Raw genomic sequence first — 21,258 nt, 5'->3', positions numbered from 1 at the left:
TAAAACCTAGGGCGGGGACATGGCCACGGGATACCTGGAGATCCTTCGGGCGCGACACGCCGCCCGGCTGCTGGTCGGCACGCTCGTGGGCCGGCTGCCCTGCGCCACGGCCCCCATCGCGATCGTGCTGTTCGTGCGGGCCGAGGGAGGTACGTACAGCCTGGCCGGTGCCCTGGCGGCCGTGTACGGCGTCGCCAACGCCGTCGGGCAGCCCGTGCTGGGCAGGATCGTGGACCTGTGCGGGCAGCCGCGCGTGCAACTGCCCGCGGCCGTCCTCGCCGGGGTCGCGATGTCCGTCTTCGCCTTCGCGGGGACCGGGACACTGCCGCTCGCCTACGCGGCCGTGGCCGGGGCCGGCCTCTTCACGCCGCCCCTGGAGGGCGGGCTGCGGGCGCTGTGGCCCTCCGTGCTGCGACGGGAGGACCAGGTGCACACGGCGTACGCGATGGACGCCGTGGCCCAGGAGGTCATGTTCACCGTCGGGCCGCTCCTCGTGACGCTCTGCGTGTCCCTGTGGTCGGCCCAGGCCGCGCTGCTCCTGCTGAACGTCGTCGGGGTGCTGGGAGCGCTGTCCGTCGTCGTGTCGGAGCCGTCGCGCGCCTGGCGGTCGGCGCCGCGCGAGGCCCACTGGCTGGGCGCGCTGCGCTCGTCGGGGCTGCTGGCGCTGCTGACGGCGTTCCTGTTCATCGGGATGGCGCTCGGGTCCATCACCGTCGCCTCCGTGCCCTACGCGGACGAGCACGGTGGCGACGCCGTGTACGGGTGGCTGATGGCGGCCCTGGGCTTCGGCGCGCTGGTCGGCGGCACGGTGTACGGCGCGCGCCAGTGGGCGGGTGAGCCCGCACGGCGACTGCGGGTGCTGGTCGCGCTTCTGGTGGTGTGTTACCTGCCGCTGATGCTGATGCCCGACGCGGTTGCCATGGTGGCGCTGACCGCGCTCGCCGGGGTCTTCCTCGCGCCCGCCATCGCCTGTGCGTTCGTCCTGGTGGACCGGCACGCCCCACGCGGCACCGTCACCGAGGCGTTCTCCTGGCTCGTGACGACGTTCACCGTCGGCCACTCGGTCGGAACGGGCGTGGCAGGGCCCGTCGTCGAGCAGGGCGGGGCTCTGTGGGGCTTCGCCGTACCGGGCGTGGCAGGTGGCGTGTCCTTGCTGGTTTTGGTCGCCACAGGACGGGTAGTCGCAGCTCCCGGCCAGGGAGCGGTTGTTGCGGCCGGTTCGGAAAATGATCCAAACCGTGCCGTCGAACCCCGTTTCAGTTCAGGGGATCGGGCGTAATGTTCCCTCATGGACCGCCGCATTTTCGGGCTGGAGAACGAGTACGGCGTCACGTGCACGTTCAGGGGACAGCGCCGCCTGTCTCCTGACGAGGTGGCGCGGTACCTCTTCCGCCGTGTCGTGTCATGGGGCCGCAGCAGCAACGTCTTTCTGCGAAACGGCGCCCGCCTCTATCTCGACGTGGGATCGCATCCGGAATACGCGACACCGGAATGCGACAACGTGACCGAACTGGTCACCCACGACAAAGCGGGCGAGCGCATTCTCGAAGGACTCCTGGTGGACGCCGAACGACGCCTGCACGAGGAGGGAATCGCGGGCGACGTCTACCTCTTCAAGAACAACACCGACTCGGCGGGCAACTCCTACGGCTGCCACGAGAACTATCTGGTCGCCCGGCACGGGGAGTTCTCCCGACTCGCGGACATTCTCATTCCGTTCCTGGTCACCCGGCAGTTGCTGTGCGGTGCGGGCAAGGTGCTGCAGACACCGCGCGGCGCCGTGTACTGCGTCAGCCAGCGCGCCGAGCACATCTGGGAGGGCGTCTCCTCGGCGACGACCCGCTCCCGGCCCATCATCAACACGCGTGACGAGCCGCACGCCGACGCCGAGCGCTACCGCCGCCTGCACGTCATCGTGGGCGACTCCAACATGTCCGAGACGACCATGCTGCTCAAGGTCGGTGCCACCGACCTGGTGCTGCGCATGATCGAGGCGGGCACGGTGATGCGGGACCTCACCCTGGAGAACCCGATCCGGGCGATCCGCGAGGTCAGCCATGACATCACCGGCCGCCGCAAGGTGCGCCTGGCCAGCGGACGCGAGGCCTCCGCACTGGAGGTGCAGCGCGAGTACTACGAGAAGGCCCTGGACTTCTGCGAGCGCCGGGGCATCCGCACCGGCACCGTCGAGCAGGTCCTGGAGCTGTGGGGCCGCGCACTGGACGCGATCGAGTCCGAGGACCTCGACCGCATCGGCACCGAGATCGACTGGGTCATGAAGTACAAGCTCATCGAGCGGTACCGCGCCAAGCACAACATGACCATGTCGCACCCGAGGGTCGCGCAGATAGACCTCGCCTACCACGACATCCACCGCCGTCGTGGCCTGTACTACCTGCTCGAGAAGAAGGGCCAGGCGGCCCGTATCTGCAACGACTTGAAGATCTTCGAGGGCAAGTCCGTCCCGCCGCAGACGACGCGCGCCCGGCTGCGCGGGGACTTCATCCGGCGGGCCCAGGAACAGCGCCGTGACTTCACGGTCGACTGGGTTCACCTCAAGCTCAACGACCAGGCCCAGCGGACCGTGCTGTGCAAGGACCCGTTCCGTTCCGTGGACGACCGGGTGGAAAAGCTGATCGCCGGAATGTGAGGCGTGCGGCTCGTCCGCCGACCCGATCGCCAAGCCGGTGCCCGAAGGTTTTCGCGCCTTCGGGCACCGGCGTTTTTCCCGCCCTGTTCCGCCCCGTGAGCCGCCGGAACAGGGGGCGTCGCGCCGCGCGGTGTGGGGAGTGTGGTGCGGGTACGCCGTAGAGTGGCTGGCATTGCCCCCACCCCCGATCCCAGTTGGACTGATGAACTACAACACGAAACGACTCGTGGCCGCGCTGCTGGCCGTTCCCGCCCTGTTGTTCACCGCCGCGTGCGGATCGGACGACGGGAACAACGGCGACGCGGCGGGAGGCGTCGCCGAGGTCAAGGGGAAAGTCGGGGCGAAGCCCGAGATCTCCGTTCCGAAGGACGGCAAGCCGGCCGACAAGACCGTGGTCAAGACGGTCTCGGCGGGCAGCGGAACCCCGATCAAGGGATCGGACTTCGTCCGTCTGGACTGGACCGTCGAGAAGTGGGGCGGTGACCAGGAGCTCGGCGGCACGTGGGCCGCGGCGCCGACGGGTGACAAGGCGCCCCGGCGGCAGTCCATCGAGCAGATCGGCAAGCCGAGCCAGCAGCTCCCCGAGAAGGTCCTCGACGCGGTGAAGGGCAAGAAGCCCGGCAGTCGCGTCCTGGTGCAGGGCACCGCGGGCGACCTGATCGGCCAGAACCTGAACACGTCCTCCGGGATCTCCGCCAAGGACGTGCTGATCTGGGTCGTCGACCCGGTCGGTGCCGCGAGCGTCGACGCCAAGGCCGAGGTCAAGGGCGAGCAGGCGCCCTCCGAGCCGGGCATGCCCGAGGTGGAGTCCCCCTCGCAGAAGGCCGCGGACATCACCGTCCCGAAGGGCGAGAAGGCTCCCAAGGACCTCAAGGAGCAGGTCCTGATCAAGGGCGACGGCAAGAAGGTCGAAGCCGGTCAGGGACTCATCGCTCAGTACACCGGGGTCAAGTGGGAGGACGGCAAGAAGTTCGACTCCTCGTGGGACCACGGCGGCGCCACCGCCTTCCAGATCGGCAACGGCTCCGTGGTGGCAGGCTGGGACAAGGGCCTCGTCGGCAAGCACGTGGGCGACCGGGTGCTGCTGGTGATCCCGCCCTCGCTCGGCTACGGCGCGAGCCCGAGCAGTGAGCTGGCCAAGAACACCCTGGTCTTCACGGTGGACATCCTCGGCACGGTCTGACCCGTCCGGTCTGTGAGACTGTTCCCGACGCAGGTCACGTAACAAGGAGAGATGAAGTGAGCATCGACAAGCCCGAGATCGACTTCCCGGGCGGCGAGCCCCCGGCGGACCTCGAGATCAAGGACATCTGGGAGGGCGACGGCCCGGTCGCCGAGGCCGGCCAGACCGTCACCGTGCACTACGTGGGTGTCTCCTTCAGCACGGGCGAGGAGTTCGACGCCAGCTGGAACCGCGGCACCCCGTTCCGCTTCCCGCTGGGCGGCGGCCGGGTCATCAAGGGCTGGGACCAGGGCGTGCAGGGCATGAAGGTCGGCGGCCGCCGCCAGCTGACCATCCCCGCCCACCTCGCCTACGGCAACCAGAGCCCGTCTCCTCTGATCAAGCCCGGGGAGACGCTGATCTTCGTGGTCGACCTGCTCGGAGTCTGAGCAAGCTCCGGACAGAATCGATCATGTGGGGCCCATGCCTGTTCGGGCATGGGCCCTCGGCTTTTGCCGTGCCACCGTGTGGCGGTACGGTCATCGCTCGTAAGCACCATAGGGAGGCGAAGCGCGTCGATGGCCATTGCCAAGGCAGAGCGGCTGATGAACCTGGCGCTGTGTCTGCTCGGGACGCGGCGGCCCCTCAGCAAGCGTGAGCTGCGCGACTCCATCGAGGCCTACGTCGAGGCCTTCGGGCCGGGGAACGGCGCGACCGGCTCCGATGATTCCTTCAACCGCATGTTCGAGCGCGACAAGGACGACCTGCGCGAGCTCGGCCTGGTCATCGAGACCGTCGAGAGCCTCGACGGCGAGATCGGCTACCTGGCCCGCCGCGACAGCAACCGCCTCCCGCCCATCACCCTGGACGCCGAGGAGGCCGCCGCCCTCGGGCTGGCCGCCAAGGTGTGGCAGCAGGCCCGGCTCGCCGGAGCGGCCAGCGGCGCCCTGCAGAAGCTGCGCGCGGCCGGACTCCCCGAGGATGTCGACCCCTACGGGTCGCACGGCGCGCTGGAGCCGCGCATCCCCGTGCACGAGGCCGCGTTCGAGCCGCTGATGCTGGCATGCCGGGACCGCAGGCCCGTCGCCTTCGACTACCGCAAGGCCACTGCCGCCCACCCCGAGCAGCGGCACGTGGAGCCCTGGGCGCTGGAGTGCTGGCGGGGCCACTGGTACCTGGCGGGCTGGGACCGCGACCGCGGCGCCGAGCGGGTCTTCCGGCTGTCCCGGATCACCGGCAAGGTCCGCTCGCGCGGCGGCCGCTACACCGCCGAGGTGCCGGACGTCGTCACCGTCCGGGAGACCGTCGCGAGCTGGGCCGGGGAGATCGCCGACCGCTCGGCGCGGATCCGGCTGCGTGCGGGCGCGGGGTACCCCCTTCGGGCGAAGGCCACCTCCGTCCGGGAACTCGGCGACGGCTGGGACGAGTTGGAGATTCCGTACGGCCACGGGCTGGACGCCTGGCTGGTGGAGTTCGGGCCGGATGTGGTCGTCCTGGAGCCGGCCGAGCTGCGGGCCGACGTGGTGGACCGGCTGCGGGCCGTGGCCAAGGGCTGAGGGGGAGCGGAAAGACAGTGGCAGGCAAACCGGTCAGGCCCGTGAACGCCATCGACCAGACCCGGCGGATGCTCTCGCTGGTGACGTATCTGCGGGAGCGTCCCGGAGCCCGGGTCGAGGACGTCGCGCGCGCCTTCGGCATCAGCGAGGACGAGCTGGTCTCCGACCTCGACGTGCTGCCCATGTGCGGCACCAGCTTCCGCGGCGGCGACCTGCTCGACATCGACACCGACGGCGAGCGCATCTGGTGGCACAATCCGGCGGCCCTCGCGGCGGAGGCCGCCGAGCCGCTGAGGCTCGCCGCCGACGAGGCCACCGCCCTGCTCGTCGCCGCCCGCGCGGTGTCCACGCTGCCCGGACTGCGCGAGAGCGACCGGCAGGCGCTGCTGCGCGCGACGGCCAAGGTGGAGACCGCGGCCGGCGAGGCGGCGGGTGCCAGCTCACGCCTGTCGGTGACCTTCGAGTCCGAGGGCGGCGTCTTCGCCGACGTCGACCGCGCGATCGCCGAGCGCCGCCGGCTGTGGATCCGCTACTACTCGCCCGCGCGCGACGAGGTCACCGAGCGGGAGATCGACCCCATCCGCCTGGTCAGTGTCGGGCACACCTATGTCGAGGCCTGGTGCCGCCGCTCCGAGGCACGCCGCACCTTCCGCCTCGACCGGGTCGCCGAGATCAAGATCCTCGACGAGCCGTCGGCGCCGCCCGAGATCGAGCTGCGGGACCTCTCGGAGGCCCTGGTGCAGCCCGCGGCCGAGGATCCGGAGGTCGTGATCGAGGTCGGACCCGGCGGCCGCTGGGTCGCCGAGTACTACCCGCACGACAGTGCGGATGAGCTTTCGGACGGCGGGCTGCGTATCACTCTGCGGACCCCGGACCCGGCGTCGCTCCGGCGTCTGGCACTGCGGCTCGGGCGGGACGGCCGGATCGTCTCCCCGCCGGAGCTCGCCGGCAGTGCCCGCCAGGCGGCCCGGGAGGCACTGGCGGCGTACGACGGGATCGAGGCGGCGCGGACGGATCGCGCCGTCGAGGGCGCGGACGCTCCGCAGGTGACGCGGACGGTTCCGGACGGGCCTGGCGACGGGCCCGAGTGACCCGCAGGCGTCACCCGGGGTCCACGGCCGGCGTCGCGGTACCGGTGGTGCACCCCGGAGGTCTACGACCCAGGAAGAGGAGCGAGGGCTTGAGCGAGTCGGTGACGCCGGGTGGTGTCCGGGGCATGACGGTGGAGTCCGCGTTCGCCGGGATGAGAAGCGTGACCCCGGTCGTGTTCCGGGCCGGCTGCCCCGACTGCCGGGGCGCGTTCGAGCTCGCCGCGGGCGCGCTGCGCCTGGCCATCGGCGCCACGAGCCGCACCACCTTCTACTCGTTCACCTGCCCCGAGTGCGGCGCGTCCGTCCGCAAACCGGCGGGGGAGAGGATAGTGGAGCTCCTCACCGGCGGCGGTGTGCGGACCCTGCGGCTGCACTCCACCGTCTAGTGGGCCGGGGATCCCGTCCCCTCAGGAGGGTCTAGGCTCGGCGTCATGTTCTGGCCGATGTTCGCGGTTGCTGTGGGTTTCGTGAGTCTCGTCGTGCTCGGGGTGCTCGCCGTGCGGGTCTTCGTGGAGGCGCAGCGCCTGGGCAGGCAGGTCACGGACTCGGCGCGCCGGATCAACCGGGCCGCCGAGGACCTGGAGCGGTCGGCGCAGAGCGCGGCCCGTTCCGTCGACGCTCTGTGAGGTGTCCGGCGGGCGGCCGGGAGTTGCGTTTCGGGACACTTCGCCCTGTCACGGCGACGGCCCGTACAGGTACGCTGCTGGTCGCGGCCCGGTTAACGAGGCACTGGTCGCGGACGGGAGTGCGCACAAGGGATGCAGAGGGATTGCCTCACGTTTACCCCCGAGCGTTACGATCGCTGCCAGCACGACCGTTCGGACATGTGTCCGACCGATCGGACAGCACCCCCACCACAGCCGCCTCGGTGAGAAGGTAAAGACTTATGTTCGGAAGGCTCGGAGCCCCCGAGATCATTCTCATCCTCGTCGTCATCATCCTGCTGTTCGGCGCGAAGAAGCTTCCGGACATGGCTCGGTCGCTCGGCAAGTCGGCCCGCATCCTCAAGAGCGAGGCCAAGGCGATGAAGGACGAGAACAAGTCGTCCACGACCCCCGCCGGCCCGCCCGACAACGACGAGCCCTCGCAGCGCACCATCCAGGCAGCGCCCGGCGACGTGACCAGCTCGCGCCCGGTCAACGAGCCCACGGACACGACCAAGCGCTGACGCAGGGCCGGTGACCTCCGGCCCGCCGCACGAGATGGGAACGTGGGTTGCTGAAGTCTGCCCGCAAGCAGGAGAGGGATCCCGAGGGGCGCATGCCCCTCGCGGAGCACCTTCGCGAGCTCCGCAACCGGCTCGCCAAGGCGATGCTGGCGATCGTCCTCGTCACGATCGTCGCCGCCTTCTTCTACAACGACATCATCAACTTGATCACCAAGCCGATCCTCGACTCGGTCGGCTGTGACAAGACCTTCGAGGAACTCGCCAGGTCGCAGACGGGTACCAAGCCCTGTGCGCAGATCACCATCAACGGCCTGCTCACCCCCTTCACGCTCGCGCTGAAGGTGTCCCTGATGGCCGGCGTCGTCCTCGCCTCGCCGATCTGGCTCTACCAGCTGTGGGCCTTCGTCGCGCCGGGCCTGCACCGGCACGAGAAGAAGTACGCCTACGCCTTCGTCGGCACCGGCGCCCCGCTGTTCGTCGTCGGCGCCTACTTCGCCTACACGGTCCTGCCCACCACGGCGAAGGTGCTCCTCGAGTTCACCCCGGGCGGCACGTCCAACCTCCTGCCGCTGGACGACCTGCTCGACCTGGTCATGCGGATGGTGCTGGTCTTCGGCCTCTCCTTCGAGCTGCCCCTGCTGCTGGTCATGCTCAACCTCACCGGGGTGCTCACCGGCAAGCGCATGCTCGGCTGGTGGCGCGGCATGATCATGGGCATCACGGTCTTCGCGGCCGTCGCCACGCCCAGCACGGACCCGCTGACCATGCTGGCACTCGCGGCGCCGATCTGGATCCTGTACTTCGCGGCCGTCGCCTTCTCCCTGCTCAACGACCGCCGCAAGGTCCGGCGCGAGGCCCTCGGCCCCGCCGACGACGAGGCCTCCGAGCTGGACCTCACCCCCGAGGACATCGGCGCGATCGAGCCCGTGACGACCAGCCGCGCGGCGCTGCCCGAACAGGCGAGCTCGGAGCGCACGGACCGGGTCAACGGTTATGACGACGTGACCTGAAGATCGGCGGACAGCTCATAGGGTCGGTCCTGTGACCAGCGAGATCACCCTCTTCGTCAACCCCACCGCGGGCCGCGGCCGGGGCGCCCGCGCGGCGCAGCCGGCCGCTTCCGCGTTGCGGGCGGCCGGCTTCTCGGTACGGACCGTCCTCGGCGAGGACGCCGCGGACGCCCTGGTCCGCGCGCGTGCGGCCGTCGCATCCGGCACGGGCGCCCTGATCGCCGTGGGCGGCGACGGCATGGCGGGCCTCGCCCTGGAGGCGGTCGCGGGCACCCGCACCCCGCTCGGCCTGGTCGCGGTCGGCACCGGGAACGACTTCGCCCGTGCCCTGGGCCTGCCGGTGCGCGAGCCCGCCGCCGCGGGCCGCATGATCGCCGACGCCCTCAAGTGCGGCCGGATCCGCGACATCGACCTCGGGCGGGCCGGCGACCGCTGGTTCGGCACGGTCCTCGCCTCCGGCTTCGATTCCCGGGTCAACGACCGCGGCAACCGCATGCGATGGCCCACCGGCCGTCTGAGGTACGACCTGGCGATGATCGCCGAACTCGCCGCGTTCCGGCCCGTCCCGTACCGGATCCGGCTCGACGACGGCGAGGTCCGCGAAGTCGAGGCGACCCTGGTCGCCGTCGGCAACGGCTCCTCCTACGGCGGCGGCATGCGGATCTGCCCCGGCGCCGATCTGACCGACGGGCTGTTCGACGTGACGGTGGTCGGCGACTGCAGCCGGGCGACGCTGCTGAGGGTGTTCCCGCGGGTGTACCGGGGGACGCACGTCGACCATCCGCAGGTGACCGTGGAGCGCGCGGCACGGGTCGAGCTCGCCGCCGACGCAGTCACCGGCTACGCCGACGGAGAGCCGCTCGGCCCGCTGCCGCTGGTCGCGCGCTGCGTGCGCGGGGGCGTGCGGGTCGTCGGCCCCTGAGCTGCGCGGATCCGGGGTTTCACAGCAACGGATCCGGATAATGATCGTCCTGTTGTCAGTGCGGCCCGGTACGCTCGAAAGCACGATGACAGAGGACCTCTCACCGGCCGAGCGGTACGCGGCAGCCCGTAAGCGCGCTGCCGAGCAGGCCACCGCGCTCGCCTCCTTCCGCGAGATGTACGACTTCGGCCTCGACCCCTTCCAGATCGAGTCCTGCCAGGCGCTCGAGGCGGGCAAGGGCGTGCTCGTCGCGGCGCCCACCGGCTCCGGCAAGACGATCGTCGGCGAGTTCGCCGTCCACCTCGCCCTCCAGCAGGGCAAGAAGTGCTTCTACACGACACCCATCAAGGCGCTGTCGAACCAGAAGTACGCCGACCTGTGCCGCCGTTACGGCACGGACAAAGTGGGCCTGCTGACCGGCGACAACAGCGTCAACTCCGAAGCGCCGGTGGTGGTGATGACCACCGAGGTGCTCAGGAACATGCTGTACGCCGGTTCCCAGACCCTCCTCGGCCTCGGCTACGTGGTCATGGACGAGGTGCACTACCTCTCCGACCGGTTCCGGGGAGCCGTGTGGGAAGAGGTGATCATCCATCTGCCCGAGTCGGTCACCCTGGTCTCGCTGTCGGCGACCGTGTCCAACGCCGAGGAGTTCGGCGACTGGCTGGACACCGTCCGCGGGGACACCGAGGTGATCGTCTCCGAGCACCGGCCCGTGCCGCTGTTCCAGCACGTGCTGGCCGGGCGGCGGATGTACGACCTGTTCGAGGAGGGCGAGGGCCACAAGAAGGCCGTCAATCCCGACCTCATGCGGATGGCGCGCATGGAGGCGAGCCGCCCGTCGTACCAGGACCGGCGGCGCGGCCGGTCGATGCGCGATGCGGACCGTGAGCGCGAGCGCCGCCAGCGGTCCCGGATCTGGACGCCGAGCCGGCCCGAGGTCATAGAACGGCTCGACGCCGAGGGGCTGCTGCCCGCCATCACCTTCATCTTCAGCCGCGCCGCCTGTGAGGCCGCCGTCCAGCAGTGCCTGTACGCGGGGCTCAGGCTCAACGACGAGGAGGCGCGCGAGCGGGTCCGCTCGCTCGTCGAGGAGCGCACGGCGTCCATCCCGACGGAGGACCTGCACGTCCTCGGCTACTACGAGTGGCTGGAGGGCCTGGAGCGCGGCATCGCCGCCCACCACGCGGGCATGCTGCCGACCTTCAAGGAGGTCGTCGAGGAGCTGTTCGTACGCGGCCTGGTCAAGGCCGTGTTCGCGACCGAGACCCTCGCGCTCGGCATCAACATGCCCGCCCGCTCGGTGGTGCTGGAGAAGCTCGTCAAGTGGAACGGCGAGCAGCACGCGGACATTACCCCGGGCGAGTTCACCCAGCTGACGGGCCGGGCCGGGCGGCGCGGCATCGACGTCGAGGGCCACGCCGTGGTGCTCTGGCAGCGCGGCATGAGCCCCGAGCACCTCGCCGGCCTGGCCGGCACGCGCACGTACCCCCTGCGCTCCAGTTTCAAGCCGTCGTACAACATGGCGGTCAACCTGGTCGAGCAGTTCGGGCGACATCGCTCGCGCGAGCTGCTGGAGACGTCGTTCGCGCAGTTCCAGGCGGACAAGTCGGTCGTCGGCATCTCCCGCCAGGTGCAGCGCAACGAGGAGGGTCTGGAGGGCTACAAGGCCTCCATGACCTGCCACCTCGGCGACTTCGAGGAGTACGCGCGGCTGCGCCGCGAGCTGAAGGACCGGGAGAACGAGATCGCCCGGCAGGGCGTGGCACAGCGGCGCGCGGAGGCCGCCGTCGCGCTGGAGAAGCTCAAGCCCGGTGACGTCATCCACGTGCCCACCGGCAAGTACGCGGGCCTGGCGCTGGTGCTGGACCCGGGCCTGCCGGCGGGCCGTTCGAACGGCCACCGCGGCTTCGACCACCACGACGGGCCGCGCCCCCTGGTGCTGACCGCCGAGCGGCAGGTGAAGCGGCTGGCGTCGATGGACTTCCCGGTGCCGGTCGAGCCGCTGGAGCGGATGCGGATCCCGAAGTCCTTCAACCCCCGTTCCCCGCAGTCCCGTCGGGACCTCGCGTCGGCGCTGCGCACCAAGGCCGGGCACATCCCCGCCGAGCGGCACCGCAAGCGGCGCTCCCAGGCGGCCGACGACCGCGAGATCGCCCGGCTGCGGACGGCCTTGCGGGCGCACCCCTGCCATGGGTGCAGCGACCGTGAGGACCACGCCCGCTGGGCCGAGCGCTACCACCGGCTGATGCGGGACACCTCGCAGCTGGAGCGCCGGATCGAGGGCCGTACGAACACGATCGCCCGGACCTTCGACCGTATCGTCGCGCTGCTGACGGAGCTGGACTACCTGCGCGGCGACGAGGTCACCGAGCACGGCAAGCGGCTCGCGCGGCTGTACGGCGAGCTGGACCTGCTCGCCAGCGAGTGCCTGCGCGAGGGCGTCTGGGAGGGCCTCGGTCCGGCCGAACTGGCCGCGTGCGTCTCGGCGTTGGTGTTCGAGTCCCGGGTCGCGGACGACGCGATGGCGCCGAAGGTGCCGTCCGGGAACGCCAAGGCCGCGCTGGGCGAGATGGTGCGGATCTGGGGGCGGCTGGACGCGCTGGAGGAGGAGTTCCGGATCACCCAGACCGAGGGCGTCGGGCAGCGCGAGCCCGACCTCGGCTTCGCCTGGGCCGCGTACGAGTGGGCCTCCGGGAAGGGACTCGACGAGGTGCTGCGCGAGGCGGAGATGCCGGCGGGGGACTTCGTGCGGTGGTGCAAGCAGGTCATCGACGTGCTGGGGCAGATCGCGGCGGCTGCTCCGCAGGGGTCTTCCGTGGTGAAGAACGCCCGTAAGGCCGTGGATCTGTTGCTGCGGGGTGTTGTCGCCTATTCGTCGGTGGGGTGATCGTTCGATGCGCGGGTGACCCGTTTCGTGGTTGCTCGCGCCCACGCGGCGCAGCCGCACCATTGACACAGCCCCGCGCCCCCTGAAGGCGCTGTTCCGAGAGTCCCTCACCCCAGACGGTGGGGGACTTTCGTATGCCTGTACGCCGTCACGTTATGCATTCGAACGATGTCGCAGTGTGTAAACGGCCGAGCGTACTATCCCCTCGCGTCCGGTTTCCGGCAGTTGCTGAATATGACATGGCGATGATCCGGTCGGACTAAGCTCGCCCGCAGCGCACCGGCTTGAGACGAATTCGTGCGCTTGTTCCCCAATGGGTGGAAGATCCCGACAGCTTCATGACATACCCCCCGCAAGTCCCCCGAACCTCAGTCGACTCCTGTCAGAAGGCCCACATGGTGAGTGTTCAATCCCCTCCCGGTCGCGGTGAACTCCCCTACGCGCGCGTGCTGTTGCTCCCGGCCATAGTCATGGCCGCGGCGACCGGAGCCGCCGTGGCGCTGGTGACGGAGCCGGCCCGGGGCGCCGTCGGCTGGTGCGGTGGCATCGCCACCGCGCTGGTGCTCGCGACGGCGGCCGAGGCGGTACGCCGCGGCCGTGCGCTGCGCCGCCAGCGTGCCGAGCACGCCCTGCACAGCGCACAGCTGGAACAGCGGATCGCCGCCCACGAGACCGAACTGCTCCACTTCTCGCGGGAGATGATCCCTGCCGCGCTCGATCTGCTGCGCACCGGAGAATCCCCCAGGGAGGTGATCCGCAAGCTCGGCCTCGTCGACCCCTCGTTCCGGGACCTTCCCGCCCCGCAGAAGGAGACGCTGCTGAGAGTGCTCAAGATCGTCGACTACGAAGTGACCATGCGTGACGCCGCCGCGCGTTCCTTCGTCAGTGTCGCCCGCCGCGTCCAGGCGATCATCCACCAGCAGGCCGAGGAACTGCGGGAGATGGAGGAGGACCACGGCCGCAATCCGGAGGTCTTCGACGACCTCCTGCGCATCGACCACGGCAACGCCCTGATCGGCCGTCTCGCCGACTCCGTGTCCGTCCTCGGCGGTGGCCGCCCCGGACGCCAGTGGCCCGCCCCGGTGTCCCTGTACAGCACCCTGCGCGGCGCCATGTCCCGCATCCTCGAGTACCGGCGCATCCAGCTGTCCTCCATCGCCAAGGTCAGCGTCAAGGGCATCTACGTCGAGCCGGTCATCCACGCCGCCGCCGAACTCCTCGACAACGCCACGCGCTACTCGCCGCCCCAGACCAAGGTGCACGTCACCGCCACCGAGGTGCAGACCGGCGTCTGCATCGAGATCGAGGACGGCGGTGTCAACCTCAACGAGGAGGCACGCGCCCGGATCGAGGGCATGCTGGAGGCCGCCAAGGCGGGCGTCGACCTCCAGGACATCGGCGAGCATCCGCGCCTCGGCCTGGCGGTCGTGGGCCGTCTGTGCACGGCGTACAACATGCAGGTCTCGCTGCGCGCCTCCGCCTACGGCGGCGTCCGCGCCATCCTCATCGTGCCGAGCGAGATGATCACCCACGAGCCCGGTGTCGGACTCGCCCACGGCATCGGTGCCACCGGCATCCCCATGACGGTCGGCATCCCCGAGGGCCCGAAGCGCGCGCCCAAGAGGCGACGGCCCACCAGCCCGAAGATCCCGGCCACGGTCTCGCTGGAGGACGACGACGTCCCCGAGGTCACCGAGTGGACCGCGAACGGCCTGCCGCAGCGCCGCAGCAAGGTGAAGATGCCGCTCGCCGAGCGCCTCGCCCAGCAGGCCGCCAACGAGAAGGCCGACCGGGAAGCAGCCGAGCGGGGCGAGTACAACCCCTGGGCGACACCGGAGCCCGAACCCAAGTCGTGGCACGACATGTCGTCCCCGGACGCTCCCGGCAAGGGCCTCGAGGCCTTCTGGGAGGGACTCAAGCAGGGCATCGAACCCGGCACCCATCCGACCGACTTCATCCGGAACCCGCACAAGTACCTGCACCTGATCAACGACCCGGCCCCCACCGAGGCCGACGACGAGGGGGACCTCAAGTGATCCAGCAGCGAGGCAACTTCGACTGGATGCTCAAGCAACTCGCCGACGGTGTACCGGGCATCGAGATGATCGTGGTGCTCTCGGCCGACGGTCTGCGCATCGCCCGCTACGGAGGCGAGCCGGACGCGGCCGACCGGGTCGCCGCCGCCTGCGCCGGACTGCAGTCCCTCGCCGGCAGCATCTGCCAGGAACTCACGGTGGGCGACGGCGAGATGAAGCTGGTCATGATCGAGATCGACCAGGGGTACTTCTACCTGATGGGCGCGGGCGCCAACGCCTTCCTCGCGGTGCTGTCCGACGTGCGGTGCGAACCCGGCCGGATGAGCGCCATGATGCGCGACCTGGTCGTCCGGATCGGTGGTCACCTCACGAGCCCGCCCCGGCGGAACGGGCAGATCGTATGACGCCTCCGCAACGCCACAGGCGCGAGCTCGCCCCGGAACCGCCCACGCCGCAGGAGGGCGAGGACAGACCCGGGAACCCGGAGCGGATGTACGTGGTGGCCGGCCCGGACGGCGAACGGGCCGAGCTCGACCTGGTGACCTTGATCGTGGCGCGTGCCACGGACCCGCCGCCGTCCGCCTCTCCCGAACAGGCGGCGCTGCTCCGGCTCTGCGCCGCCCCCCTGTCCGTGGCCGAGCTGTCGGCCTACCTCCACCTGCCGTTCAGCGCGATGGGCGTGCTGCTCACCGAGTTGCTGACGGCGGAACTGGTGCAGGCGCGCGCACCGATCGTCCGCAAGGCGCGCTCCGACCGTTCCCTCCTCGAAGCGGTGATGAATGGACTTCAACGGCTCTGACACCATCCCGGGCCCCCGGGCCGAGGACCAGCTGCCCCACACGGCACAGGCCGCGGCCAAGATCGTGATCGTGGGTGGCTTCGGCGTCGGCAAGACGACCATGGTCGGCTCGGTCAGCGAGATCACACCGCTGACCACCGAGGAGACCATGACGCAGGCCGGCATCGGCGTCGACGACAACTTCGGCTCCGCGTCCAAGACGGCCACCACCGTCGCCATGGACTTCGGCCGGATCAGCATCACCGACCAGCTGGTGCTGTATCTCTTCGGCACACCCGGCCAGCAGCGCTTCTGGTTCCTGTGGAACGGCCTGTTCGAGGGTGCGCTCGGCGCGGTCGTGCTGGTCGACACCCGGCGGCTGGAGGTCAGCTTCGACGTCATGGGGCGGCTGGAGGAACGCGGCGTACCGTTCGTGGTCGCCGTCAACTCCTTCCCGGACGCCCCGCGTTACGCCATCGAGGAGCTGCGCGCCGCCCTCGACCTCACGCCGGACATCCCGATCATGGAGTGCGACGCGCGGCGGCGGGCCTCCAGCCGCGACGTCCTGATGACCCTCATGCGCTTCCTGCACTCGCTCGCCATGACGGGCTCCCGCGCCTGACCGTGCGATTCGTTCGCACCTCCCCCCCGGACACCTGGAACCACCTCAGTTTCGGAGCGATCACTGTGACGCCTGAATCCCACGCCCCGACCGGCACGGACGGCCTCCCGTCCGGCCCGCCCCCCGGCTGCCCCGCGCACGGCCTCGGGCCCGGCGGACTGCACCGGCTGCACGAGGCGGAGGACCTCGGAGCGCTGTACGAGCAACTGCGGGACCAGCACGGTCCCGTGGCGCCCGTGCTGCTCCACGACGACGTGCCGATGTGGATCGTCCTCGGCCACGCCGAGAACCTGCACATGGTGCGCTCGCCCTCGCAGTTCTGCCGGGACAGCCGGATCTGGACCCCGCTCAAGGAGGGCCTGGTCAAGCCGGACCACCCACTGATGCCGCACATCGCCTGGCAGCCCATCGCCTCGCACGCCGAGGGCGACGAGCACAAGCGGCTGCGCGGCGCCGTCATGGGCGCCATCTCCACCATCGACTTCCGCAGCCTGCGCCGCTACATCAACCGCAGCACGCAGGTGATCGTCAACCGGTTCTGCGAGGCGGGCGAGGCGGACCTCGTCAGCCAGTTCACCGAGCACCTGCCGATGGCGGTGATGTGCGAGATCCTCGGCATGCCCGACGAGTACGACGACCGGCTCGTCGAGGCCGCCCGCGACGCCCTGAAGGGCACCGAGACCGCGATCGCCAGCCACTCCTACGTGATGGACGTCCTCAGCCGGCTCACCGCCACCCGCCGCGCCCAGCCGGAGGAGGACCTCGCCAGCTACCTGATCACGCACCCGGCCCGGCTGAGCGACGACGAGGTCAGGGAGCACCTGCGCCTGGTCCTCTTCGCCGCCTACGAGGCCACCACCAACCTGCTGTCCAACGTGCTGCTGACGGTGCTGATCGACCCGCGCTTCCGGGCCCAGCTCAACGGCGGCCAGATGACCGTGCCGGAGGCGGTGGAGCAGTCCCTGTGGAACGAGCCGCCGTTCAGCACGGTCTTCGCCTACTTCGCCAAGCAGGAGACGGAGCTGGGCGGGCAGCGCATCCGCCGGGGCGACGGGCTGCTCTTCGCCCCGCTGCCGGCCAACGTCGACCCGCGGGTGCGGCCGGACCTGAAGGCCAGCATGCAGGGCAACCGCTCCCACCTCGCCTTCGGCGGCGGCCCGCACGAGTGCCCCGGCCAGGACATCGGCCGTTCCATCGCCGACGTGGGTGTCGACGCGTTGCTGATGCGGCTGCCGGACGTGGAACTCGACTGCGACGAGGAGGAGCTGAGCTGGACGGCGTCCATCGCCTCCCGGCACCTGGTGGAACTGCCGGTGCAGTTCGCGCCCAGGCCGCCGCAGGACGTGAAGGAGGTGCCGCACCACAAGCCGGTCGCCGCGCAGCGCTCGGACTGGCAGATCGGCATCGCGCAACCGCCGGCCACCGCACCGCCCGTACCGCAGTCGCAGCCGGCCGCCGCCCAGCCCCAGCCGGTCACCGCTAAGCCCCAGCCGGTCACCACAACACCCCAGCCGGTCACCACAACACCCCAGCCGGTCACCGCGACACCCCGGATGGTCATCGCGACGCCTCAGCTGGACACCGCGCAGCCCCGGCCGGCCCAGGCGCAGCCCCAGCCCCAGCCGGTGCCCGGGCCGCCGCAGCCCGGCGTCGCGCCAGCACCCCGCCGCAGGGGCGTCTGGCAGCGGTTCCTGAGCTGGTGGCGCGGTTACTGACCGTCTGGCGGGCCGCCGTACGTCCCGGCGGCCCAACGGTCGTACGACGCCCAGGCCGCGAGCGTCCGTCCGCTGCGGAAGCGGTGCTCCTCGCCCGTGACCGGGTCGGTGAACTCCAGGCAGCGCGCCAGGAGTTGCAGGGGCCGACGGAAGTCACCGGCCGGCGCGGGGGCGGTCACCTCGGGGTAGAGCGGGTCGCCGAGGATCGGCACGCCCAGCGCGGTCATGTGGACGCGCAGCTGGTGCGTCTGCCCGGTGGTGGGCGTGAGCCGGTACCGGGCGAGTCCACCGGGCCGGCCCTGCTCGCCGGATCGGTCGCGCTGCTCGACGAGTTCGACACGGCTCACGGCGTTGGGCTCGCCCGGGACCTCCCGGGCCGTGAGCACGCCGCGCTCCTTCACGATCCGGCTGCGGACCGTGAAGGGCAGGGTGAGACCGGGGTCGTACGGGGCGACGGCCTCGTACTCCTTGCGGACCCGGCGGTCACGGAACAGCGTCTGGTAGGACCCGCGTTCGTCGGGGCGCACGACGAAGAGCACGAGCCCCGCCGTGAGCCGGTCCAGCCGGTGCGCGGCGGTGAGCGCCGGGAGGTCCAGCTCCCGGCGGAGCCGGGCCAGCGCGGTCTCGGCGACATGGCCGCCGCGCGGGGTGGTGGCGAGGAAGTGCGGCTTGTCGGCGACGACGATGTGCTCGTCCCGGTGCACGACCCGCACCGGGAAGGGCACCGGCGCCTCGGCGGGCAGGTCCCGGTGGAACCACACGAACATCCCGGGGACGTAGGGGGCGTCCGCAGCGACGGGCCGTCCGTCCGCCCCGACGATCCGGCCTGCGTCGAGCATGCCGTCGACGACTCCGGGGCCGGCCCCGGAGAGCCGCTCCACCAGGTGGTCGCGCACCGTGCCCCAGGTCCCGGCCGCGGGCAGCCGCACCCGTACCGGGTCCACACCGTGGCGCTGCGGCAGGGGAGAGGGCGGGATGCGCGTCTTGCGTCTCATCGCGGCCCAGCGTACGAGGCCGGGGCGGCGGGGCGGAAAACCACTGGGATCACGCCGCCGGCCCTTGCCAGGATGCGGGCATGCCGTTTCTCATCAGCCCGGTCCTGACCGCCGGGGTCCTCGCGGACCGCCCGCAGCCGACTCTCCCAGCGGACGGTGCACTCGTCCTGCGCCCCTTCCGGGCGGGGGACGCACCCGCGGTGTACGAGGTCTTCCAGGACCCGGTGATGCACCAGTGGCACGCCCGGTCGGCCGGCTCCGAGGCGGAGGTGGGGGACTGGATCCGCGCGTGGCAGCAGTCGTGGGAGGAGGAGCGGGAGGCGCACTGGGCGGTGGCCGATGCCGCGTCCGGTGTGCTGCTGGGCCGGGTGGCGCTGCGTGAGCTGCGACTCGACGACGGGACGGCGGAGGTGGCGTACTGGACCGTCCCGGCGGCCCGGGGACGGGGGGTGGCCGCCCGCGCCACCACCGCGCTCACCCACTGAGCCTTGGACGAAGCCGGCTTCCACCGCCTGGAACTGCTGCACGCCGTGCGCAACGAGGCCTCGTGCCGGGTCGCCACCCGGACCGGCTTCGCGCTGGAGGGCACCAAGCGCAGTGCGATCATGCAGCCGGACGGATGGCACGACATGCATCTGCACGCGCGGGTACGGGAGGACTGATCCGGGGACCGGCACGGGTGACTGCTCCGGCGTCCGCGGCCGGGAGCCCGGGCGGGCCGGTCGGCCTCAGGCCGCCGACACGCTTTCCTGCTCCGCCTCGATCCGGGCGTTCCACTCGCGCTTGGAGGCCTGCCAGCCGTCCTCGTTGTGGCCTCGCCGCCAGTAACCGGAGATCGAGAGGTCCTCGCGCGGGATCTGGTGCTCGACGCGGAGCAGATGGCGCAGCTGCTTGACGAAGTGCGCCTCGCCGTGGACGAAGGCGTGCACCCGGCCCTCGGGGAACTCCAGGCTCCGTACGGCGTCGACCAGAGCCTCGCCGACGGGCCGGGCGCCGCGGTGCAGCCAGGCGACCTCCACGTCCGAGTCGATCTTCTGCTCCTCCTCGGCGCCGGAGACCTCCACGAAGGCGTACGCCCTGGCGCCGCGCGGCAGCGCCTCCAGGGCGCAGGCGATCGCGGGCAGTGCGCTCTCGTCCCCCACGAGCAGATGCCAGTCGGCACCCGGGTCGGGTGTGTACGCCCCACCGGGGCCCATGAAACGCACGGTCTCGCCCGGCCGCACGCGCACCGCCCACGGACCGGCCAGGCCCTCGTCGCCGTGGATGACGAAGTCCAGGGTCAGTTCACGGTGCTCGGCGTCCCAGTGGCGGACCGTGTACGTGCGGGTCACCGGCCACTGTTCGCGCGGCAGCTCGTCACGGACGCGCTGCAGGTCGAAGGGTTCCGGATAGGTGACGCCCGCGGGCGGGAAGAGAAGCTTCACATAGTGGTCGGTGCATGTGCCGGCCGTGAAGTCGGCGAGGCCCTCGCCGCCGAGCACCACGCGCTGCATGTGCGGGGTCAGCCGCTCGGTGCGGACCACCTGCGCGGTGTGGAGCCTGCGCGGCTGGCGTCCCGGTCGCTCTGCCATGAGGACCTCCCTGTCTCACATAGTTAGGCTTACCTAAGTTAGCACCTCGTCCCCGTTTCACACCTCTCGAAAAGAGCGGCAGTTGAACACCGAGGGCCGCCGGCCTCCTCCCGCCCGTCCTGTCTCGTCAGGTCGAGAGGGTCGTCAGCAACCGCTCCAGTGACCCGCCAAGTCCCCAGCGCGCCGACAGTGCTTCCAGCGCCGCCGGGTCGCGCGGCGCCCGCGGCAGCGCCGTGGAGACGTCGGGCAGGGGCACGTCGTCCGCCACCCGTACCACCTTCGGCGCGACCGCGAGGTACGGACGCGCCTCGTCGAGCCGCCGGCGCTGCGTGGGTGTCAGCTTCGACCCGCGGTCCTCGACCGCCGCCATGATCCCGGCGAGGTCCCCGAACTCGGACAGCAGCTTGGCGGCCGTCTTCTCTCCGATGCCCGGCACGCCCGGCAGGCCGTCGCTGGGGTCGCCGCGCAGCAGGGCCAGATCCGCGTACCCGCTGCCGTCGACCCCATACTTCTCACGCAGCACCGCCTCATCGGTGTGCTGCAGCGTCCCCACACCCTTCAGCGGGTACAGCACGCGCACGCCCCGCGCGTCGTCCACCAGCTGGTACAGGTCGCGGTCGCCCGTGACGATGTCGACCGGGCCCGTCGCCCGGGCGGTGAAGGTGCCGATCACGTCGTCCGCCTCGTAGCCCGCGACGCCCACGCGCGTGATGCCCACCGCGTCCAGTACCGCCTCGATCACCGGCACCTGCGGGGACAGCGTGTCGGGCACCTCCTCCTCGTCCGGTCCGGCCGCGTGCTCCTCGGCGACGCGGTGCGCCTTGTACGAGGGGATCAGTTCCACCCGCCACTGCGGCCGCCAGTCGGCGTCCATGCAGGCGACCAGCAGGTCCGGCCGGTGGTCCTTGACCAGGCGGTCGATGAAGTCGAGCAGTCCGCGCACGGCGTTCACCGGCGTGCCGTCCGGGGCCCGGACCGAGTCCGGGACGCCGAAGTAGGCGCGGAAGTACAGGGAGGCGGTGTCAAGGAGCATCAGTCGTCCGGTCACGCCACGCATCATGCCGTACCGCACCGACAGCCACCCGGCGCAGC

Annotated in this window: 20 protein-coding genes and 1 pseudogene; 18 read left to right on the top strand and 3 right to left on the bottom strand. The window is 71.0% G+C overall.

The features are described from left to right. The first annotated feature begins 19 nt into the window (after positions 1-19). From AB0937_RS21120 to AB0937_RS21040, 17 genes are all read left to right on the top strand, one after another. Positions 20-1,279 carry an MFS transporter gene (locus AB0937_RS21120; protein ID WP_366713646.1) on the top strand — a complete coding sequence of 420 codons (1,260 nt, stop codon included), beginning with the start codon at positions 20-22 and terminating at the stop codon, positions 1,277-1,279. A 9-nt stretch (positions 1,280-1,288) separates the two neighbouring features. After that, positions 1,289-2,650, top strand: coding sequence for a Pup--protein ligase (gene pafA, locus AB0937_RS21115; protein ID WP_234848462.1), 1,362 nt, complete (start codon positions 1,289-1,291; stop codon positions 2,648-2,650). Positions 2,651-2,852: 202 nt separating this feature from the next. Continuing rightward, a complete protein-coding gene (locus tag AB0937_RS21110; RefSeq protein WP_366713644.1) occupies positions 2,853-3,833 on the top strand; it encodes an FKBP-type peptidyl-prolyl cis-trans isomerase in 981 nt (326 codons plus the stop codon). 56 nt (positions 3,834-3,889) lie between these two features. Beyond that, positions 3,890-4,261, top strand: coding sequence for an FKBP-type peptidyl-prolyl cis-trans isomerase (locus AB0937_RS21105; protein ID WP_234848464.1), 372 nt, complete (start codon positions 3,890-3,892; stop codon positions 4,259-4,261). A gap of 129 nt (positions 4,262-4,390) precedes the next feature. Next, on the top strand, positions 4,391-5,368 hold the full coding sequence (locus AB0937_RS21100; protein ID WP_361117134.1) for a WYL domain-containing protein: 978 nt from the start codon (positions 4,391-4,393) through the stop codon (positions 5,366-5,368). 17 nt (positions 5,369-5,385) lie between these two features. Then, positions 5,386-6,459 carry a WYL domain-containing protein gene (locus tag AB0937_RS21095; RefSeq protein ID WP_366713642.1) on the top strand — a complete coding sequence of 358 codons (1,074 nt, stop codon included), beginning with the start codon at positions 5,386-5,388 and terminating at the stop codon, positions 6,457-6,459. An 89-nt stretch (positions 6,460-6,548) separates the two neighbouring features. Next, positions 6,549-6,845: a hypothetical protein gene (locus AB0937_RS21090; RefSeq protein ID WP_366713640.1), complete on the top strand. Its 297-nt coding sequence runs from the start codon at positions 6,549-6,551 to the stop codon at positions 6,843-6,845. A 45-nt stretch (positions 6,846-6,890) separates the two neighbouring features. Next, positions 6,891-7,085 (top strand): hypothetical protein, encoded by a 195-nt coding sequence (locus AB0937_RS21085; protein WP_366713639.1) that lies wholly within the window; start codon positions 6,891-6,893, stop codon positions 7,083-7,085. A 260-nt stretch (positions 7,086-7,345) separates the two neighbouring features. Next, positions 7,346-7,627, top strand: coding sequence for a Sec-independent protein translocase subunit TatA (tatA, locus tag AB0937_RS21080; protein WP_366713637.1), 282 nt, complete (start codon positions 7,346-7,348; stop codon positions 7,625-7,627). A gap of 47 nt (positions 7,628-7,674) precedes the next feature. Continuing rightward, positions 7,675-8,637 (top strand): twin-arginine translocase subunit TatC, encoded by a 963-nt coding sequence (gene tatC, locus AB0937_RS21075; RefSeq protein ID WP_366713635.1) that lies wholly within the window; start codon positions 7,675-7,677, stop codon positions 8,635-8,637. Between the two features lie 31 nt (positions 8,638-8,668). Next, positions 8,669-9,559, top strand: a complete 891-nt coding sequence (locus AB0937_RS21070) for a diacylglycerol kinase (protein ID WP_366713633.1) — start codon at positions 8,669-8,671, stop codon at positions 9,557-9,559. A gap of 40 nt (positions 9,560-9,599) precedes the next feature. Further along, positions 9,600-12,449, top strand: coding sequence for a DEAD/DEAH box helicase (locus tag AB0937_RS21065; protein ID WP_366713631.1), 2,850 nt, complete (start codon positions 9,600-9,602; stop codon positions 12,447-12,449). A 395-nt stretch (positions 12,450-12,844) separates the two neighbouring features. Continuing rightward, a complete protein-coding gene (locus AB0937_RS21060; RefSeq protein ID WP_366713630.1) occupies positions 12,845-14,485 on the top strand; it encodes an ATP-binding protein in 1,641 nt (546 codons plus the stop codon). Further along, the gene (locus tag AB0937_RS21055) at positions 14,482-14,889 is read left to right on the top strand and encodes a roadblock/LC7 domain-containing protein (RefSeq protein ID WP_053673866.1); all 408 of its coding nucleotides are present in this window, start codon (positions 14,482-14,484) and stop codon (positions 14,887-14,889) included. The genes AB0937_RS21060 and AB0937_RS21055 overlap by 4 nt, the downstream gene beginning before the upstream one ends. Continuing rightward, positions 14,886-15,284: a DUF742 domain-containing protein gene (locus AB0937_RS21050; protein WP_366713627.1), complete on the top strand. Its 399-nt coding sequence runs from the start codon at positions 14,886-14,888 to the stop codon at positions 15,282-15,284. The genes AB0937_RS21055 and AB0937_RS21050 overlap by 4 nt, the downstream gene beginning before the upstream one ends. Beyond that, on the top strand, positions 15,265-15,885 hold the full coding sequence (locus AB0937_RS21045) for an ATP/GTP-binding protein (protein ID WP_366713626.1): 621 nt from the start codon (positions 15,265-15,267) through the stop codon (positions 15,883-15,885). The genes AB0937_RS21050 and AB0937_RS21045 overlap by 20 nt, the downstream gene beginning before the upstream one ends. Positions 15,886-15,950: 65 nt before the next feature. Continuing rightward, positions 15,951-17,600, top strand: coding sequence for a cytochrome P450 (locus tag AB0937_RS21040; protein ID WP_366713624.1), 1,650 nt, complete (start codon positions 15,951-15,953; stop codon positions 17,598-17,600). On the opposite strand, the gene AB0937_RS21035 is transcribed toward AB0937_RS21040, so the two are convergent. Continuing rightward, positions 17,594-18,595 carry an RluA family pseudouridine synthase gene (locus tag AB0937_RS21035; protein ID WP_366713622.1) on the bottom strand — a complete coding sequence of 334 codons (1,002 nt, stop codon included), beginning with the start codon at positions 18,593-18,595 and terminating at the stop codon, positions 17,594-17,596. The two genes, AB0937_RS21040 and AB0937_RS21035, sit on opposite strands and share 7 nt — an antisense overlap. Before the next feature lie 80 nt (positions 18,596-18,675). Here AB0937_RS21035 and AB0937_RS21030 point away from each other — a divergent pair. Beyond that, a pseudogene (locus AB0937_RS21030) lies at positions 18,676-19,257 on the top strand (GNAT family N-acetyltransferase). A gap of 66 nt (positions 19,258-19,323) precedes the next feature. Here AB0937_RS21030 and AB0937_RS21025 read toward each other — a convergent pair. Continuing rightward, on the bottom strand, positions 19,324-20,166 hold the full coding sequence (locus AB0937_RS21025; RefSeq protein WP_366713620.1) for a siderophore-interacting protein: 843 nt from the start codon (positions 20,164-20,166) through the stop codon (positions 19,324-19,326). 127 nt (positions 20,167-20,293) lie between these two features. Continuing rightward, on the bottom strand, positions 20,294-21,223 hold the full coding sequence (locus AB0937_RS21020; protein ID WP_366713684.1) for a 5'-3' exonuclease: 930 nt from the start codon (positions 21,221-21,223) through the stop codon (positions 20,294-20,296). Positions 21,224-21,258: the final 35 nt, after the last annotated feature.

The sequence above is a fragment of the Streptomyces sp. NPDC047880 genome (assembly GCF_040706515.1).
Taxonomy (GTDB): domain Bacteria; phylum Actinomycetota; class Actinomycetes; order Streptomycetales; family Streptomycetaceae; genus Streptomyces.
The sequence above is the reverse complement of the archived record's forward strand: the minus strand, read 5'-3'. Positions and strand labels throughout refer to the sequence as shown.

Bases quoted from the DNA above. Each gene is read 5' to 3' on its own strand.
- AB0937_RS21045 (WP_366713626.1), top strand. From the start codon at position 15,265: ATGGACTTCAACGGCTCTGACACCATCCCGGGCCCCCGGGCCGAGGAC.
- pafA (WP_234848462.1), top strand. From the start codon at position 1,289: ATGGACCGCCGCATTTTCGGGCTGGAGAACGAGTACGGCGTCACGTGC.
- tatA (WP_366713637.1), top strand. From the start codon at position 7,346: ATGTTCGGAAGGCTCGGAGCCCCCGAGATCATTCTCATCCTCGTCGTC.
- AB0937_RS21085 (WP_366713639.1), top strand. From the start codon at position 6,891: ATGTTCTGGCCGATGTTCGCGGTTGCTGTGGGTTTCGTGAGTCTCGTC.
- AB0937_RS21050 (WP_366713627.1), top strand. From the start codon at position 14,886: ATGACGCCTCCGCAACGCCACAGGCGCGAGCTCGCCCCGGAACCGCCC.
- AB0937_RS21100 (WP_361117134.1), top strand. From the start codon at position 4,391: ATGGCCATTGCCAAGGCAGAGCGGCTGATGAACCTGGCGCTGTGTCTG.
- AB0937_RS21060 (WP_366713630.1), top strand. From the start codon at position 12,845: ATGGTGAGTGTTCAATCCCCTCCCGGTCGCGGTGAACTCCCCTACGCG.
- AB0937_RS21035 (WP_366713622.1), bottom strand. From the start codon at position 18,595: ATGAGACGCAAGACGCGCATCCCGCCCTCTCCCCTGCCGCAGCGCCAC.
- AB0937_RS21110 (WP_366713644.1), top strand. From the start codon at position 2,853: ATGAACTACAACACGAAACGACTCGTGGCCGCGCTGCTGGCCGTTCCC.
- AB0937_RS21065 (WP_366713631.1), top strand. From the start codon at position 9,600: ATGATCGTCCTGTTGTCAGTGCGGCCCGGTACGCTCGAAAGCACGATG.
- AB0937_RS21020 (WP_366713684.1), bottom strand. From the start codon at position 21,223: ATGCGTGGCGTGACCGGACGACTGATGCTCCTTGACACCGCCTCCCTG.
- AB0937_RS21025 (WP_366713620.1), bottom strand. From the start codon at position 20,166: ATGGCAGAGCGACCGGGACGCCAGCCGCGCAGGCTCCACACCGCGCAG.
- AB0937_RS21120 (WP_366713646.1), top strand. From the start codon at position 20: ATGGCCACGGGATACCTGGAGATCCTTCGGGCGCGACACGCCGCCCGG.